This window comes from Lentzea sp. NPDC058436 (genome assembly GCF_042721515.1).
Taxonomy (GTDB): domain Bacteria; phylum Actinomycetota; class Actinomycetes; order Mycobacteriales; family Pseudonocardiaceae; genus Lentzea.
On sequence record NZ_JBHXLF010000001.1, the window covers coordinates 731051 to 746497 of the forward strand.

Genomic DNA, 15447 nt, shown 5'->3' on the forward strand with positions numbered 1-15447 from the left:
GGACGGGATCGCGCATCCCGTCCGGCTCTCGTGTGTTCGTGGTCAGTCGCCGGCGCGCTGGACCGCCGGCGGGTGCCAGTTCCCGTCCAGCACCTCCTGCCCCGGCCAGTACAGCCGCAGCATGAGGCTGAACTCGCCGCTCGCGGGAGTCGGCAGCCAGTTCGACTCCGTCTGCGGCGGGGTCGGCCGGAGGTGGATGTCCACGGAGCCGTCGGCGTTGCGGGCGAGCTGTTCGCCGCGCACGGCGTAGCGGTCCACCGGGTTGTCGATCAGGTAGCCCTGGGCGTTGTAGGCGGTCAAGGACCAGAAGGCGTTGGCCGGTGGGAGTTGGCCGGCGGGGAAGTGCAGGACGTAGGTGTTCTCGCCGACGAGTTGCCGGCCCTCCGCGTCTACCTCCGTGCTGGGGTAGACCGCGTCCTCAGGCAGGTTCGCGGCCAGCAGGTGACGGGCGAAGATCGCCCGGTTCCGGTAGTCGGTGCCGTACTCGCCGATGCCGTCGAGGATGACGCTCCACCCGTTGACGGGCGTGACGCCGAGGTCGGTGTCCAACGCCGCCAACGCCCTGGGCCACGCGGACTCCCACGCGTCAGGCATCTTCGCCAGGTCGACCGGACGGTCAGGGCTCCAGCCGTGGCGCTTCATCTCGCGCAGGAACTTCCGGTCCTGCGGCCGAGGCTGGTCATGGGATGCGCTGGCGTAGTAGAGGTCCCAGTACTGCTGCGCGGTCAGGCCGCTGATGACCTCGGGCACCGTCTCGCGGGGCTGCGCGACAGCGGGTGACTCCACGGAGATCTGTTGCTGCAACGCCCGCACGGCGGGGAGGTCGTCGGTGCCGTTGAGCTGGATCCGGCCGAGCATCCACCCCGCGTCCGTCGGCATGCGGTAGAGGTGCGTGCCGTCCGGGAGGCTGCCGTGCCAGTCCGGGCCGGCGATCGCGAACCGGTATCCGGACGAGTCGATCGTGCGCGTGCCAGGCGAGCCCTCGACGTTCGTCCACGCGTCCATGAGCTGGAAGAGGTGGTAGCGCTCGCCCATGTCCGGCACGGTGACGACGACCGGGCCGGCGGAGGCGTCGAAGAACATCGAGGTGTACAGCGTGTCGACGTTCGGCCGGACCACTCCGGTGAACGACGCGTCGGGCACCACCGGCATGTGCGAGAGCTGGTTGGCGGGCACGCCGGAGCTCCGCTTGGTGACCTCCACGGACACCAGGGGATAGGTGTAGAGGTAGGCGTTGAGCGCGGCCTGGTCGGCGGAGACCGCGGTGGACGGGCTGACGAGGCTCGCGGCGGTCGCCACGGCGAGCGCGATGATCATTCGGTTCCCTCCGGGTAGGGCAGCAGGCCCGCGTCGACGGCTTCCCAGGCGGCGCGGAGCTCGGCCACGAGGGCCGGCTCGTGCAGCGCGCGGTTGGCCTGCTCGCGGGGATCGGCGTCGAGGTCGAACAGGAGGTCCTTCCCCCGGTAGAACGGGAGGTCCGCGTCCTCGGCGCGGTGGTACTTCCACTTGCCCCTGCGCAGCGCGCGCTGGGTTTCCGTGCGCCAGAACAGGTCTCGGGCCGGTGCGGCCTCGCCGTGCAGGAGATGGCGGACCAGGCTCACGCCGTCCAGCGGCAGAACCGGTTGCGCGCCGGCGAGTTCCAGCACGGTGGCGGTCCAGTCCGGCGTGAACACCGGGGTGGAGCTGACCTGGCCGCCGCGGATGCGCGCGGGCCAGCGGACGAGGGTCGGGACGCGGATGCCGCCCTCCTGCAGCACTCCCTTGATGCCGGCGAACGGCCAGGTGTAGGAGAAGCGCTCACCCCCGTTGTCGCTGGAGAAGATCACCAGGGTGTCGGGGCCCACCGAGGCGAGGACCTCGCCGACCGACCGGTCCAGGTCCTCGACCATCTGCGCGTACTTCGCGACGGACCCGCCGTCGAGGTGGGCCATGGCCAGGGTCTTCTGCTCCGGCGGAAGCGTGCGGACCAGGTGTTCGAGCCGCTTCGCCTCCCGCACGTCGCCCTCGGCGATCCACGGCCAGTGCGGGGTGGTGAAGTTGAGGTTGAGCAGCCACGGCTTCTCGTGGTGGCGCGTGACGAACTCCGCCGCCCGCTCGGTGAGGATCCGCGTGTAGTAGCGCAGGTCCTGGAACGGAGTCTCGCCCTCGTAGAGGTCGTAGCGGCCCTCGGTGTCGAGCTTCGAGTAGTACTCCATCGAACCGCCGAAGTTGCCGAAGAACTCCTCCCAGCCGGACTTCGTCGGGCTGTGCGACGGCAGCGAGCCGCAGTGCCACTTGCCGATCATCGCGGTCGTGTAGCCGGCCGAACGCAGCATGGACGCGAGCGTCGGGTGGCTCGGGTCGAGTCCGGCGCCGGGTGCCTCGATCGGTTCTTCGAGCCCGGCGGGGATCCGTCCCGGATAGCGTCCTGTGTAGAGGCTCAGCCGGGTGGGGGAGCACGTCGACGAGCCCGAGTACCCGTCGGTGAACCGGATTCCCTGTGCTGCCAGGCGATCCAGGTTCGGGGTCTTGATGTGCGGTGAGCCGTAGCAGGACAGGTCGGCCCAGCCGAGGTCGTCGGCGAGGACGATCAGCACGTTCGGGCGGCGGGCCGGTTCGGCCTGCGCGGGTGGGACGGACAGGCCCGCGGCGACGGTGCCGAGGAGGCCTCCGAAGGCGCGACGAGTCAGTGACATGGTGTCCTCTCAGGCGAAGCGCGGGAACAGGGCCGCTGCTCGGTCGAGCGGGATGCCGGTCTCGGCGAGCGCGGCGGCGAGACCGCGCACCGCGAACTCCGGTGTGAACGGGTGGTCGCTGCCGTAGAGCAGCTGGTCGGGCTCGGTGAGCGCGAGCAGCGCGGGCAGCAGGCGTGGCAACGCGAACCCCGCGAGGTCGTAGTGCAGGGAGCGCAGGGCCCGCAGCACGTCCGGGCCGCCGAAGGCCGCGACGCGGTCGGCCAGTGCGGGCAGCGCGGCGCCGGCGTGGGGCACGACGAACCGGATCGCCGGGTAGCGGTCCAGGACGCCGTTGAGGATCAGCGACGTCACCGCGCGGGTCGTCTCGAACGGGAACTCCAGCATCGGCCGCGGGAACCCGGTGCCGGTGTCGCAGTGCGGTGACGTGGGGTGCAGCAGCACGACCGCGCCCCGCCGGTCGAGCTCGGCCATCAGCGGTTCGTAGCACTCGTGCCCGAGGTGACGGCCTTCGTAGTGGGTCAGCAGCGTGATCCCGTCGGCACCCAGCACGTCGAACGCGTGCCGGACCTCGACCAGCGCCGCGTCCAGGTCGGGCAGCGGCACCGAGGCCAGCAGCCCGAACCGGTCCGGGTGCGCGGCCACGACCTCCGCGCCCTCCTCGTTGACCTCGCGGGCCAGCGAGGTGTCACCGAAGTTCACTCCCGGCGACGACACCGACAGCAGTTGTGCCTTGATGCCAAGGGAATCCATCAGCCGCAGGGTGGACGCGGCGCTCCACTCCGGGATCGACGGCATCCCGTCCGGCTGACCGTGACCGGCCGCCTCCATGGCCGCGCGCAGCCGTGGCGTGACGTAGTGGGCGTGGACGTCGATGGCCCCGTTCACGCGCTCACCAGCCTTGCCCAGCCGGCCACTCCGGTGAACTCGCCCGCACCGGCCGGAACCACGTCCAGCACCGTCCTGTCAGGACGGATCAGCGCCGCGTCGAGCCGTCCTGCGGCGAGCCACTCGTCGAGTTCGCGCGCCTGCACGACCGGTGCGCCCATCGCCGTCGCGATCGCCTGGACGCCCGGTGTCAGTTCCCTTGCCACCACGGCGAAGGAGCTGCCGAGCAGGTCGTCCAGCGGTCTGCCGCCGACCCGGGGTTGCGGACAGGTCGTCCCGCGGCTCAACGGACCCCGCGGCACCGCTCGGTCGCGGGTGACCAGGCCGGGCACGCCGGGCAGACGGCACAGCGCGGCGGTGGCCATGTGCCGCACCGCGGCCGCGCGGTCCTGGCCACCGGTCATCGCCCAGCCCGCCGCGACGGCCGTCCGGATCACGCGCCGCACGTGCGGGGAGCGTTCCGCCTCGTAGGTGTCGAGCAGGCGTTCGTCCGCGCCGCGCAACACGAGCGCGAGCTTCCAGGTGAGGTTGGCCGCGTCCCGCAGGCCCGCGCACAGACCCTGTCCGACGAACGGCGGCGTCTGGTGGGCCGCGTCGCCGAGGAGGAAGACCCGCCCGTGCCGCCACCGGTCCGCGACCCGCGCCCGGAACGTGTAGCGGGCCTTCCTGACCACCTCGAACTTCTCGTCCGGCGCGGGACGCGTCCACGGCGCCACGAGCCGGCGGATCCGGGCGTCGTCGGCCTCGCCGGTGAGCCGGAACTCCCAGCGGTAGCGGTCCTCGCCGATCCGCATGAACGTCGCGGGCCGGCGTGGATCGCAGACCTGGTCGACCCCTTCCCAGCAGCGCACGGCCGCGTCGGTGCGCACGTCGACGACCGTCCACTCCTCGGCGAACCCGAAGTCGTGCCAGGAGGCGCCGATCGCGTGGCGCGTCAGGCTGTTCGCGCCGTCGCAGCCGAGCACCGCGTCCGCCTCGACGGTCGTGGCGACGCCGTCACGCAGGTACGTGACCGAACCCTCCCGCACGGCGACCACTTCCACGCCGGACCGCAGTTCGCACAACGGCTGACGGGCGAGCTCGTCGCGCAGCACGCGTTCGAGCGCGGGCTGGTCGAACATGCTGGTCTGCGGGAACCCGTGCGCGCCCAACGGAGAACGCGCGAACTCGGCGATCACGCGGTGGCGTGCGTCGACGAGCCGCAACCCGCGCGACGGCCGGGAGATCGCCGCGAACGCCTCGGCTACCCCGGCGGCCTGCAGCACGCGCTGCACCTCGTCGTCCACGGCGACCGCGCGCGGCAACGGGAAGACGTCCTCGTGCCGCTCCAGCAGGATCGTCGGCACTCCCTGACGGGCCAGCAGCAACGCGGCGGTGACCCCGACCGGGCCCGCGCCGACGACCACGACGGTCACGACCCCACCACGGGCGTGTGCTGGCGGCCGAGGTCGATCCTGCCGTCCGGGGTGGCGATGGTGGCTGTCACGACGTCGCCGTCGGCGAGGTAGCGCGGGTTGCGGGACTGGCTGCGGAAGAACATCTTCCACTTCACGTCGGCGGGCAGCAGCGCGCCGATCTTCTCCGCGATCTTCGGCGGGGCCTTGAGCGCCGTGCCGCCGGGCGTGCCGGTGAGCAGCAGGTCACCGGGGTCGAGCGTCTGGAAACGGGCGAGCAGCGTCAGCGCCTGCGCCGGCCGGACGATCATGTCGGTGACGGTGCGGTCCTGACGGAGTTCTCCGTTGACCGACAACGACAACCGCAGGCTCGTGAGGTGCGGGAAGTCGTCGGGTTCGAGCAGCGCGAGGAACGGGCCGGTTGGCGTGAACGTCGGGTAGGACTTGCTCTCGTAGAACTGCGTCTTCGTCAGCTGGACGTCACGGGCGCTCACGTCGTTGGTGATCACCAGCCCCGCCACGTACTTCGGCAGGTCGGACTCGGTGACCACGGCGCCGATCGGCAGCTCCGCCCCGAGCACGAGACCCAGCTCGACCTCGTAGTCGAGGAACCGCACGTGCGACGGCCGCCTGATCGCCGCGCCGGGTCCGCTGACGGAGCCGGAGGCCTTGCGGAAGAACGCGGGCGGGATGTCGCCCGTGAAGCCGGAGTCGTTGGCGTGGCTGCGGTAGTTCACCATCTGCGCGACGACCCGGCACGGCGCCGTGACCGGGGAGAGCGGCTCCAGCGAGGCGATCGGCACACCGTCCTCTGTGGACTCGACGGCGGCGCGCACGGACTCGGTCGCGGCGATCACCTCAGCGGTCGTCGTCGCGGTCGTGTCGATCGGCACGGCGTGGTCACCGCGGGCGACCCACCAGCCGTCGTGGGTGCGCAGGACGTTGGTGCTCATGAGGACATCGCTTTCTTCAGGGCCACCAGGCGGGCGAGGTCGATCTCGTTGTCGTCGTCGCGCATCGCGGCCACCAGCCGGCGCACGAGCGCGGGGGAGGGGTTCGTGCCGAGGAAGTCGCGGGTGACCGGCGGCCCCCACTGGGCGAGGCCGCTCGCGGACATCGGCGCCCAGCCGGGTTCGACGTCGCACGAGAACAGGTCGCCGTCGGCGAAGTGCTCCAGCATGAACCGGTCGGGGTCGCGCCAGTAGTCGAAGAGCTGGCTGCCCTGGACGTGCCTGCCGATGCCCCAGCTGCGCTGGTAGCCGCGCTCGGCCAGGTACTCGCCGCCCGCCGCGATCGAGTCGAGGTCGGTGACCTGGTAGGCGGAGTGCACGTACCCGGTGCCGGGGCTCAGGTGCATCGCGAGGGTGTGGTGGTCGGCGGCCTCGGTGCCCCGGTCGCAGCGCAGGAACGCCATCGTCGGCCCCCGGTCGCGCTGCCCGTCGAGGAACAGGAAGTCGCTGACGATCAGGCCGAGCGTCTCCAGGTACCAGTCGAGCGCGCGAACGAACACCGGCGTCTCCAGCACGACGTGCCCGAGGCGCTGGATCCGCGACGGTTCGCGCGGTGGCCGCTGGGTCGCGTTCGTGCGTGCGGGGGCGGTGCCGAAGTTCAACGTCAGCGGCACCTGTTCGGGCAACGCCGGCAACGCGAGCGCGCAGTGCACGACCCGCACCGGGAACCCCGACGGGTCGAGCAGGTCCACGACCTCGCCACCGCCCGGAACGTCGGCCGCGCGCACGTCACGTCCGGTGGAGCGGGCCAGTCGCTGCAGGTCGGCGCGCTCGGCGGCGCGGAACGCGGGCCCGATGAACCGCGACGAGCGCCCCCGGCGGATCACCATGCAGGGCGGGCCACCGAACGTGCCGCGCAGCCACAGCGCGTCCGGCTCCCGTGCGGCGATCTCGAAGCCGAAGTCGCGGGCGAACACCGCCGCGCGGTCCAGGTCGGGCTTCTCGAACTCGAGCCACGCGAGGTCGGCGGCCTTGATCACGGGGTTGCGCGCCCTGCCCCTGTGTTCGTTCCTGTGCCCGCCGAACTCGCTGTGCAGGTCCTGATGTGCGGTCCGCATCCACCCTCCCGGCCAGTAACTGATGACTTCATCAGTTATGACCATGCCATCACGGATAGTGGCCGCGCAACATAACTGATGAAACCCTCAGTTTTGTGACGACCGTCAGTTGTGCTGTTAGGCTCGCGCGCATGGCGACCACGGCCCAGTCCGGCACCCGCAACGAACGTCGCCGGGCCGCGACCAGGCAGGCACTGGTCGGCGCGGCCCGGCGGATCCTGGCCGAGGGGGAGGAGAGCGCGGCGAGCATCCAGCAGATCGCGGAACGCGCCGACGTCGGCTTCGGCTCCTTCTACAACCACTTCGCGTCGAAGGCCGACCTGTTCGACGCGGCCGTCACGGAGGCGCTGGAGGAGTTCGGCGCCGCGTTCGACCAGGGCCTCGACGGCGTGGACGACCCGGCGGAACTGCTCGCGGGAGGCTTCCGGCTCGCCGCGCGCATGGCCGACACGCACCCGGAGCTCATGCAGGTGCTGCGCCGCCGTTCCATCAGCCTGCTGCACACCGACACCGGCCTGGCACCGCGCGCCCGCCGCGACCTGGAGCACGGCATCGCGACCGGACGCTTCCTGCCGGTCGACGTGATGCTGGCCCTGACGGCCATGGGCGGCTCGCTGCTCGCGATGATCGAACTGCGGTTCACCCGCCCGGACGTCGACTGTGACGGGGCCGCCGCAGGAATGGCCGAGATGGTCCTGCGGATGCTCGGACTGTCCCCTGAGGACTCGGCCGAGGTCGTCCGGCGCCCGCTGCCCGTGATCTCGTGACCGATAATGGCCACGTGGACACGACGTGGTCGCTGGTGCATGCCGAACGAGCCGCCTTGGCCGAGGACCTCGCCGGCCTGACGGACGAGCAGTGGGCGACGACGTCGCTGTGCAGCGAACTGTCAGTCCGCGAGGTGCTGGCGCATCTCACCGCGGGCGCGGTGCTGTCGTTCCCGCGCTGGTTCCTGGGAGTCGTGCGGGTGCGGTTCGACTTCGACCGGCAGCTGGTCGACCGGCTCCGCGAGCAACTAGGTGACTCGCCCGCCGAGACCCTCGCCCGGTTCCGTGCCGCGGTGAACCGGTCCACCACGCCCCTCGGCTTCCGCGGGTCGAGCGTGGGAGCGCTGGCCGAGCAGGTCGTGCACGCCGAGGACATCCGCAGGCCGCTGGGCATCCGGCGGGACGTGCCGCAGGAGGTGCTCATGCTGGTCGCCGAGCACTACGCCTCGACCGATCTCGTCGTGCTCGCGAAGGGCCGCATCGGCGGACTTCGTCTGGTCGCAACGGATTCCGGCTTCACGACCGGTGCGGGCGAGGAGGTCCGCGGTCCGACGCTGGCCCTGGTCATGGCGATGACCGGGCGCGGCGCGTTCTGCGACGAGCTCACCGGTGACGGCGTGGAGGACCTGCGCGGCCGTTGCTGAGGTCCGGTCAGGCCATCAAGCGGGCCGCGTCGCGGTGCCGCAGGAACCTGAGGTACCCGTCCTCGTAGCGCCGCACGAGTGCGGGCACGGGCTCCACGACGGACTCGGGCCTGGTCCAGGCGGCCGTGTCGGGGTCGGCGCCGGTCGCCCGCAGTGCGGCCAGCACCGCTCCGCGCGCCCCCACCTCGGGGCTGCGCGCGACGTGCAACGGGCGGCCGAGCACCGAGGCGAAGATCTCCAGCCACGCCCGTGAGCGCGCTCCGCCGCCGCACACCACGACCCGTCCGGTCAGGCCCGCCGCCTCGAAGCACTCTCGCGCGGTGTAGGCGAGGCCCTCGCACGTGGCGCGCACCAGGTCGGCCGGGGTGGTGGTGAGCCTGACCCCGGTGAACTGACCGCTGGCCTTCTGGTCCAGCACGGGCGCCCGTTCGCCCGACGGCGCCAGGTGGGGCAGCACCTCGACGCCCGACGCGCCCGGCGAGGACGTGCCGAGGATCGCGTCAAGGCTCTCGTGCCGCATGCCCGTGAGGTCCAGAACCCAGTCCAGCGCGGAACATCCGGACATCGCCGCCATGACCCGCATCCACCTGCCGGGGCCGGAGGTGACGTGCATGCCGGACGGGGCGCCCGAGGTGTCGAGCCGTTCGGTGAGGACCTGGCATCCCAGCGTGGTGCCGATGATCAGCAGGCCGTCGCCAGGCCGGTCGACGCCGCCGCCCACCGCGCAGGCGGGCAGGTCGAACGGGCCGGAGGTGACGACCGCGGACGCGGGCAGCAGGTCCGTCCTGTTAGGAGCGATCGGCAGCGGTGCCACCACGGGCGCCAGGAGGTCCGCCCGGTGCGCGAGGCCGGTCAGCCGCAGGACGTCGGCCGAGTAGGTCCCGCCCTCCGGCACGCCGAACGGCAGGGAGGCGTCCGAGTCGTCCGTCGCGCGCAGGCCGGTGAACTGCTGGAAGACGACGTCCTTGCAGTGGGCGGCGGTGGCGGCGAGGTCGAGCGACCGGGGTTCGTGCCGGTCCAGCCAGGCGAGGACGGGTGCCATCGAGCCGGAGAAGACGGCGTTGCCGTTGACCGAGTAGATCTTGGCCGCTGTGCCGTCCTGCGACCAGTCGTCGACGATGCCCGCGCTCCTGGCGTCCATCCAGCTGATCGCGGTGCGTACAGGCTGGCCGCGGTCGTCGACGAGCCAGCAGCCGTCGCCCTGCCCGGTGATCGCGACCAGCGAGGGTCTGGCGCCTCCGGCGGTCACCTCCGAGACCGCGGAACGGACCTCGCGCATCAGCTCGTCCACGTCCTGCTCGACGTGTCCGTGCTCGGGGTGGAGCAGGGTGATCGGCCTGCTCGCGCTGCGGACCACCTGCCCGGAGTCGTCGAACAGCACGGCTTTGGCGATCGATGTCCCGACGTCGATGCCGAGAAGATCCACCACTCACCTCGCCCGTCTCGACCGCCTCGTCTCAACGCTCATGCGCAGCGTAGGCGTCGAGGCCCCGAATCCGGCCGTGAACATTTGTCGTGGACATATGTTCAGTGCTCGGCTACCGTCCTCTGGACACGTGATCTGCACCACTCGGACCATCGTCTGGAGGACATCGCCTTGTCCGCTCTGACAGTTCCCGGCAGTGCCAGCGGCTGGTCGCGGCGCAGAGTCCGGCAGGTCGCCGGCCCGGTCGCCGTGCTGCTGCTGGTCGTGGTGATGGCGCTCGACACCCGTTTCCTGACCCGCGACGAGGTGGCGGCGCTCGCCCCCAAGCCCTTCGACCCGGCCGCGAGCTCCGCCGAGCTCTGGAACCGAGCGCGCGGTGAGCTGCCGGGAACCGCGGTGCCGCTGGCGCAGGTCGTGCAGGCGCTGCAGACCGACGTCAAGGCGGCGGCCGCGTCGTTCAAGGCGGCCACGCCGAACCAGAACGCCTACGCCTTCCCGGTCACCGTCGAGGGCGTGATCACCGAGGCGGGGGACTCGGGCGCACGCGTCCAGGTCGACGGCGTGCCGGCGCAGACGGCGGTGACCGTGGCCGCGGGTCCCGCCCTCAACGGCTCGGTCGTCCGCGACGCCATGGGGTTCACGTTCGCCCAGGCCCCAGACCAGACGCGCTTCCAGCAGGTCGGCGACGAGCTGCGCAAGCTCATGACCGCCGAGCTGCAGAAGGCGGGCACTCTCGCGGGCAAGAAGGTGAAGGTCGTCGGGGTGATGAACGTCGTCGCGCCCACGAACACCGTGCCGCCCGCCAAGCCGGTCGTCGTGCAGCCGATCACGGTCGAGGTGGTCTCGTGAGCGAGGTCGTCCTGCGGGCTGTCGGCGTCACCAAGGTCTACGGGGTCACGCGAGCCTTGCGCGGCGTCGACTTCGAGGTGCGGCGCGGCAAGGTCACCGTGCTGTTCGGCGAGAACGGCGCGGGCAAGTCCACCCTCATGAAGATCCTCTCCGGGGTGGAGCAGCCGACCTCGGGAGAGCTGGTCCTCGACGGCGAGCCGGTCGTGCTGGCGTCCACCGACGACGCGGTGCGGCGCGGGATCGCGATCATCCACCAGGAGCTCAACCTCTGCCCGAACCTGTCCGTGCGCGACAACGTCTTCATCGGCCGCGAGCTGCGCACGCGCTTCGGTTCGATCGACTACTCCGCGGAACGGAGGATCACCCAGGCCCTCATGGACCGCCTGGAGGAACCGATCACGCCCGGCACCCTCGTGCAGGACCTCCGGGTGGGCCAGCAGCAGATCGTCGAGATCGCCCGCGCACTCGCCGCCGATGCCCGCGTCCTGATCATGGACGAACCGACGTCGGCGCTGTCCGCCGGTGAGATCGAGGTCCTGTTCAAGGTCATCCGCGAGCTCTGCGCGCAGGGCGTGGCGATCGTCTACATCTCCCACCACCTGGAGGAGGCGATCGAGATCGCCGACCACGCCGTGGTGTTCCGCGACGGCGCACTCGTGGCGACGAAGGACGCGCAGGACCTCGACCTGGCCTGGGTGGTGCGCACGATGGTGGGCCGCGACGCCGACTACGACTTCAGCGACGAGCCCCGCGAGCACGGCGACGTCGCCCTGTCGATCGAGAACCTGACGGTCGCGGAACCGGAGACCGGCCGCGTCGTGGTCGACGACCTGTCGCTCGACGTGCGGGCCGGCGAGATCGTCTGCCTCTACGGGCTGATGGGCGCCGGCCGGACCGAGCTGCTCGAAGCGATCGCCGGCCGGACCTCCGTCGCGAGTGGACGGACGCTGCTGGGTCGCGCCGACCTCGCCGGGAGGTCGATCGCCGAACGGATCGGCCTCGGCCTGGGGCTCGTCCCCGAGGACCGGCAGCGCGACGGTCTCGTCCCGATGCTCGGCGTCGGCGCGAACCTGTCGCTGGCGAGCCTGCTGACGACCGTGCGGCGCGGCTTCATCAAGCGAGGCCAGGAACGGACCGGCATCGAACGCCAGATCGTGGACGTGCGGGTGAAAACAGCGCACCCGCAGGCGCCGATCAGCTCGCTCTCCGGCGGCAACCAGCAGAAGGTCGTGATCGGCAAGATGCTCATGACCAGCCCGTCCGTGCTGCTGCTCGACGAACCCACCCGCGGCATCGACGTCGGGGCGAAGGGCGAGATCTTCGCGCTGCTGTACCGGAAGGCGCGCGAGGGCATGGCCGTCCTCTACGCGACGTCCGAGGTCGGCGAGGCGCTCACCGCCTCCCACCGCGTGGTCGTCATGAACAGGGGCCGCGTCGTCCGCGAGTTCGATCCCCGCACCTGCACCCGCGACGAGGTCATGGCCGCCTCCGGCGAGCAGACCCCCGCCCACCAGAACGGAGGCGAACTGTGAACACCACGACCGAGGCCCCGGCGGCCAGGCAGGCGGCGCCCGCCGCGCGGAACCGGTCCCCGATCACCCTGAACGCGGTGCTCGTCGAGGGCAGGGCCCTCATCGCGCTGATCGTGATCATCGTGGCCTTCGCGCTGCTGTCGGACAACTACCTCTCCGCCGGCAACATCGTCACGATCATCAAACAGGTGGCGTTCAACGCGATCGTCGCGCTCGGCATGCTGCTCGTCATCCTCAACGGCGGCATCGACCTGTCGGTCGGCTCCACGGTCGGTCTCACCGGTGCCGTGGCGGGAACCCTGTTCCGCGGCCTCGACATCCCGCTGACCGACGCCATCGCGTACCCGGCGGTGTGGGTCGTCGTCCTGGTCTGCGCCGGAGTCGGCGCGCTCGCCGGACTCGTGAACGGCTTGCTGATCGCACGACTAGGGCTCGCACCGTTCATCGTCACGCTCGGAATGCTCTACGTGGCAAGGGGTCTGACCCAGGTACTGCTCAACGGCCAGAACATCACCAACGAGCTGAGCGGACAGCCGTACCTGGGCAACACGGGCTTCTTCGAGGTGTTCGCGAGCAGGCCCCTCGGACTTCCGCTCGCCGCCTGGGTCATGGTCGCGCTCGCCATCGCGTTCTCCCTGCTGCTCACCAAGACCCCGTTCGGCCGGTGGCTCTACGCGACCGGCAGCAACGAACGCGCCGCCCAGCTCTCGGGCGTGCCCGTGAAGCGCGTGCAGACCCGGATCTACGTCCTTTCCGGACTGTGCGCGTCGGTCGTGGGGGTCCTCCAGGTCGCGAACATCAGCTCCGCGACCGCGGACCTTGGCCAGTTCTACGAACTCAACGCGATCGCCGCCGTCGTCATCGGCGGTGCGGCGCTCTCGGGCGGCCGCGGCACCGTGCGCGGCACGATCATCGGCGCGTTCGTGATCGGGTTCCTGGCCAACGGACTGGTCATCATCGGCGTCTCGCCGTTCTGGCAGCAGGTGATCACCGGTGCCGTGATCATCCTCGCGGTCGCGGTCGACCAGATCCAGCAACTCCTCCAGCGGCGCCGCAACGCACGCCGTGCCGCAGCGGCCGTGCGATCGGCAGAGCAGCCGCAAACCTCGTGAGTGAAAGGCAGGACCCCATGACCGACCGCTTGCACCGACGCCGGTTCGCCGCCGCGTTCCTCGCCGCCGGCCTGGCGCTGACCGTCACCGCGTGCGGTGGCGACGGCCAGGGCGCGGCGACGCAGTCGAGCACGATCGCGATCATCACGGTCGACCCGTCGAACCCCTACTGGAAGGCCGAGGTCGACACCGCCCAGAGCGAGGTCACCAAGGCCGGGTACAAGTACACGCTCTCCGCGCACAAGAACGACCCCGCGCAGCAGAACACGATGATCGAGACGGCGATCAACGACAAGGTCGCCGGCGTCATCCTCGACCCGGCGGGCGCCGAGGAGAGCATCGCCGCCGTGCAGAAGCTGGTGGACGCGAAGATCCCGGTGGTGCTGGTCAACGCCGAGATCAACAAGACCGGCCTCGCGACCTCGCAGATCGTGTCCAACAACGCCCAGGGCGCCACGCTCGGCGCGGAGGCGTGGGCGAGCGCGATGGGGTACAAGGGCACGTACGTCGAACTGCTCGGCAAGCCCAGCGACAACAACGCCCAGGTCCGTTCGGACGGCTACAAGGGCGTGCTCTCCCAGTACCCGGACCTGAAGAAGATCGGCGAGGAGATCGGCAACTGGGACCGCACGGAGGGCCAGCAGAAGATGGAGGCGTTGCTGTCCAAGAACCCCGACCTGAACGGGGTGATCGCGGGCAACGACGAGATGGCTCTGGGCGCGATCAACGCGTTGAAGCAGGCCGGAAAGCTCGCCCAGGTCAAGGTTCTGGGCTTCGACGGCAACCAGGACGCGGTGGAGGCCGTGAAGCGCGGGGAGATGGTCGCCTCGGTGCTGCAACCGATCGTCGAGGGCACCACCAAGGCGGTGGCGCAGCTCGCCAGTAAGATCAAGACCGGCCAGAGCGGCGCCTCCGAGGAGAAGCAGGCGCTCGACTGTACGCTCGTCTCGAAGGACGTCGCTCCCAAGGTCAACAACTTCGTCCTCGCCGCGGGATAGGAGCCGGCCTGCCGTCGGCGGACACCGAGAGCGGGGAGACCGCGGGATCATGACTGGCAGCGGGAACGCCTCAGGGCGGGAGCAGCCGCGCATCACGCCCCAGCTGCTCTACGCCGTGGGAGCCCTCTACTACCTCGAGGAGCAGACCCAGGCGCAGATCGCCACGCGCCTCGGGACCAGCAGGCCGACGGTCAGCAGGCTGCTCGCGGAGGCGCGGCGCCAGGGCGTCGTCCGCATCGAGCTCGTGGCTCCCGGCAGTGAGGACGACGCGTCGCTGGCCGAACAGGTCAGGGTCGCGCTCGGGTTGCGGAAGGTGCACCTCGCGCCGTTCGCCCCGCGCGCGGTCGTCGGCGCGTCGCTCGCCTCGGCGCTCACCCGCGCGTTGCGGTCGATGGACCTGCAGTCCGACGACGTGCTGCTCGTCGGGTCGGGGCGCGCGGTGTACGAGGTCGCGCAGTCCGACCTGCCGGAACTGCCGGGCGTGACCATCGTGCCCACGGTCGGCGGCCAGGACGATCCCGAGCCCTGGTACCAGACCAACGAGGTCACCCGGCAGATCGCGGCCAAGGTCGGCGGCAGGCCGGTGTTCCTCTACGCACCGGCGCTGCCGGGCCCCGACCTGCACGAGAAGCTGATGGACGACCCGTCGTTCACGAGGGTCCAGGAGCTGTGGGGCAGGGCTCGGTGCGCCGTCGTGGGTGTCGGCGCACCGCCTGCCGCGCGTCGCTCGCTGCCGAGCTTCGTGCCCAAGGACGCGCCGTGGATCAAGGAGGCGGCGGGCGACGTGTGCACGCGGTTCTTCGGTGCCGACGGTCTGCCGCTGGTGTTCGAGGGCTCCGACCGCGTGGTGTCGACGAGTCTCGAAGTGCTGCGCGAGGTGCCGACCGTGATCGCGGTGGCCTCCGGGCACGAGAAGGTCAGGAGCATCCTCGCCGCGGCCGGCGCGGGCTGGTTCACCGAGCTCGTGACGGACTCGCTGACCGCGAGCGAACTGCTCGACGCGGCCAACGAGCGCGTCGCCTCCTGACCTGACGGTTCCGTCGTGCCGGTCAGTCGACCGGCCCTTCGGCATGCCTGGAAAACGGCCCCTGAACTGC

14 protein-coding genes are annotated in these 15447 nt (G+C 71.0%); 7 read left to right on the top strand and 7 right to left on the bottom strand.

The window, feature by feature from the left end:
- Positions 1–42: 42 nt before the first annotated feature.
- From ACFWN2_RS03010 to ACFWN2_RS03035, 6 genes are read right to left on the bottom strand one after another with little or no spacing between them, the layout of a single operon-like run.
- The gene (locus ACFWN2_RS03010) at positions 43–1317 is read right to left on the bottom strand and encodes a DUF1254 domain-containing protein (RefSeq protein WP_382424579.1); all 1275 of its coding nucleotides are present in this window, start codon (positions 1315–1317) and stop codon (positions 43–45) included.
- Positions 1314–2675 carry a sulfatase gene (locus ACFWN2_RS03015; RefSeq protein ID WP_382424580.1) on the bottom strand — a complete coding sequence of 454 codons (1362 nt, stop codon included), beginning with the start codon at positions 2673–2675 and terminating at the stop codon, positions 1314–1316. Before ACFWN2_RS03015 ends, ACFWN2_RS03010 begins: the two co-directional genes overlap by 4 nt.
- 9 nt (positions 2676–2684) lie before the next feature.
- Positions 2685–3560, bottom strand: coding sequence for an amidohydrolase family protein (locus ACFWN2_RS03020; RefSeq protein WP_382424581.1), 876 nt, complete (start codon positions 3558–3560; stop codon positions 2685–2687).
- On the bottom strand, positions 3557–4975 hold the full coding sequence (locus ACFWN2_RS03025) for a bifunctional 3-(3-hydroxy-phenyl)propionate/3-hydroxycinnamic acid hydroxylase (RefSeq protein WP_382424582.1): 1419 nt from the start codon (positions 4973–4975) through the stop codon (positions 3557–3559). Before ACFWN2_RS03025 ends, ACFWN2_RS03020 begins: the two co-directional genes overlap by 4 nt.
- Complete coding sequence (locus tag ACFWN2_RS03030) at positions 4972–5907, bottom strand: fumarylacetoacetate hydrolase family protein (protein WP_382424583.1); 936 nt, start codon at positions 5905–5907, stop codon at positions 4972–4974. The genes ACFWN2_RS03025 and ACFWN2_RS03030 overlap by 4 nt, the downstream gene beginning before the upstream one ends.
- Entirely contained in the window at positions 5904–7022 is a 1119-nt protein-coding gene (locus tag ACFWN2_RS03035; protein WP_382424584.1) for a VOC family protein, read from the bottom strand. The genes ACFWN2_RS03030 and ACFWN2_RS03035 overlap by 4 nt, the downstream gene beginning before the upstream one ends.
- A gap of 131 nt (positions 7023–7153) precedes the next feature.
- Between ACFWN2_RS03035 and ACFWN2_RS03040 the strand changes: the two genes are divergently transcribed.
- A complete protein-coding gene (locus ACFWN2_RS03040; protein WP_382424585.1) occupies positions 7154–7789 on the top strand; it encodes a TetR/AcrR family transcriptional regulator in 636 nt (211 codons plus the stop codon).
- A gap of 14 nt (positions 7790–7803) precedes the next feature.
- Entirely contained in the window at positions 7804–8433 is a 630-nt protein-coding gene (locus ACFWN2_RS03045) for a maleylpyruvate isomerase family mycothiol-dependent enzyme (RefSeq protein ID WP_382424586.1), read from the top strand.
- A 7-nt stretch (positions 8434–8440) separates the two neighbouring features.
- Here the strand turns inward: ACFWN2_RS03045 and ACFWN2_RS03050 are convergent, their stop codons facing one another.
- Positions 8441–9859: an FGGY family carbohydrate kinase gene (locus ACFWN2_RS03050; RefSeq protein WP_382424587.1), complete on the bottom strand. Its 1419-nt coding sequence runs from the start codon at positions 9857–9859 to the stop codon at positions 8441–8443.
- A 171-nt stretch (positions 9860–10030) separates the two neighbouring features.
- Here ACFWN2_RS03050 and ACFWN2_RS03055 point away from each other — a divergent pair, with 171 nt between their 5' ends.
- The 5 genes from ACFWN2_RS03055 to ACFWN2_RS03075 are packed head-to-tail and all read left to right on the top strand — an operon-like array spanning position 10031 to position 15377.
- Positions 10031–10708: a DUF2291 family protein gene (locus tag ACFWN2_RS03055; protein WP_382424588.1), complete on the top strand. Its 678-nt coding sequence runs from the start codon at positions 10031–10033 to the stop codon at positions 10706–10708.
- Positions 10705–12240 carry a sugar ABC transporter ATP-binding protein gene (locus ACFWN2_RS03060; protein WP_382424589.1) on the top strand — a complete coding sequence of 512 codons (1536 nt, stop codon included), beginning with the start codon at positions 10705–10707 and terminating at the stop codon, positions 12238–12240. Before ACFWN2_RS03055 ends, ACFWN2_RS03060 begins: the two co-directional genes overlap by 4 nt.
- Positions 12237–13352 carry an ABC transporter permease gene (locus ACFWN2_RS03065; RefSeq protein ID WP_382424590.1) on the top strand — a complete coding sequence of 372 codons (1116 nt, stop codon included), beginning with the start codon at positions 12237–12239 and terminating at the stop codon, positions 13350–13352. Before ACFWN2_RS03060 ends, ACFWN2_RS03065 begins: the two co-directional genes overlap by 4 nt.
- 17 nt (positions 13353–13369) lie before the next feature.
- Positions 13370–14350, top strand: coding sequence for a D-ribose ABC transporter substrate-binding protein (locus ACFWN2_RS03070; RefSeq protein ID WP_382424591.1), 981 nt, complete (start codon positions 13370–13372; stop codon positions 14348–14350).
- 49 nt (positions 14351–14399) lie between these two features.
- Positions 14400–15377, top strand: a complete 978-nt coding sequence (locus ACFWN2_RS03075; protein WP_382424592.1) for a sugar-binding transcriptional regulator — start codon at positions 14400–14402, stop codon at positions 15375–15377.
- Positions 15378–15447: the final 70 nt, after the last annotated feature.

Coding starts and splice junctions, on each gene's coding strand:
- ACFWN2_RS03010 (WP_382424579.1), bottom strand. CDS start 1,317: ATGATCATCGCGCTCGCCGTGGCGACCGCCGCGAGCCTCGTCAGCCCG.
- ACFWN2_RS03015 (WP_382424580.1), bottom strand. CDS start 2,675: ATGTCACTGACTCGTCGCGCCTTCGGAGGCCTCCTCGGCACCGTCGCC.
- ACFWN2_RS03030 (WP_382424583.1), bottom strand. CDS start 5,907: ATGAGCACCAACGTCCTGCGCACCCACGACGGCTGGTGGGTCGCCCGC.
- ACFWN2_RS03035 (WP_382424584.1), bottom strand. CDS start 7,022: ATGCGGACCGCACATCAGGACCTGCACAGCGAGTTCGGCGGGCACAGG.
- ACFWN2_RS03040 (WP_382424585.1), top strand. CDS start 7,154: ATGGCGACCACGGCCCAGTCCGGCACCCGCAACGAACGTCGCCGGGCC.
- ACFWN2_RS03070 (WP_382424591.1), top strand. CDS start 13,370: ATGACCGACCGCTTGCACCGACGCCGGTTCGCCGCCGCGTTCCTCGCC.
- ACFWN2_RS03075 (WP_382424592.1), top strand. CDS start 14,400: ATGACTGGCAGCGGGAACGCCTCAGGGCGGGAGCAGCCGCGCATCACG.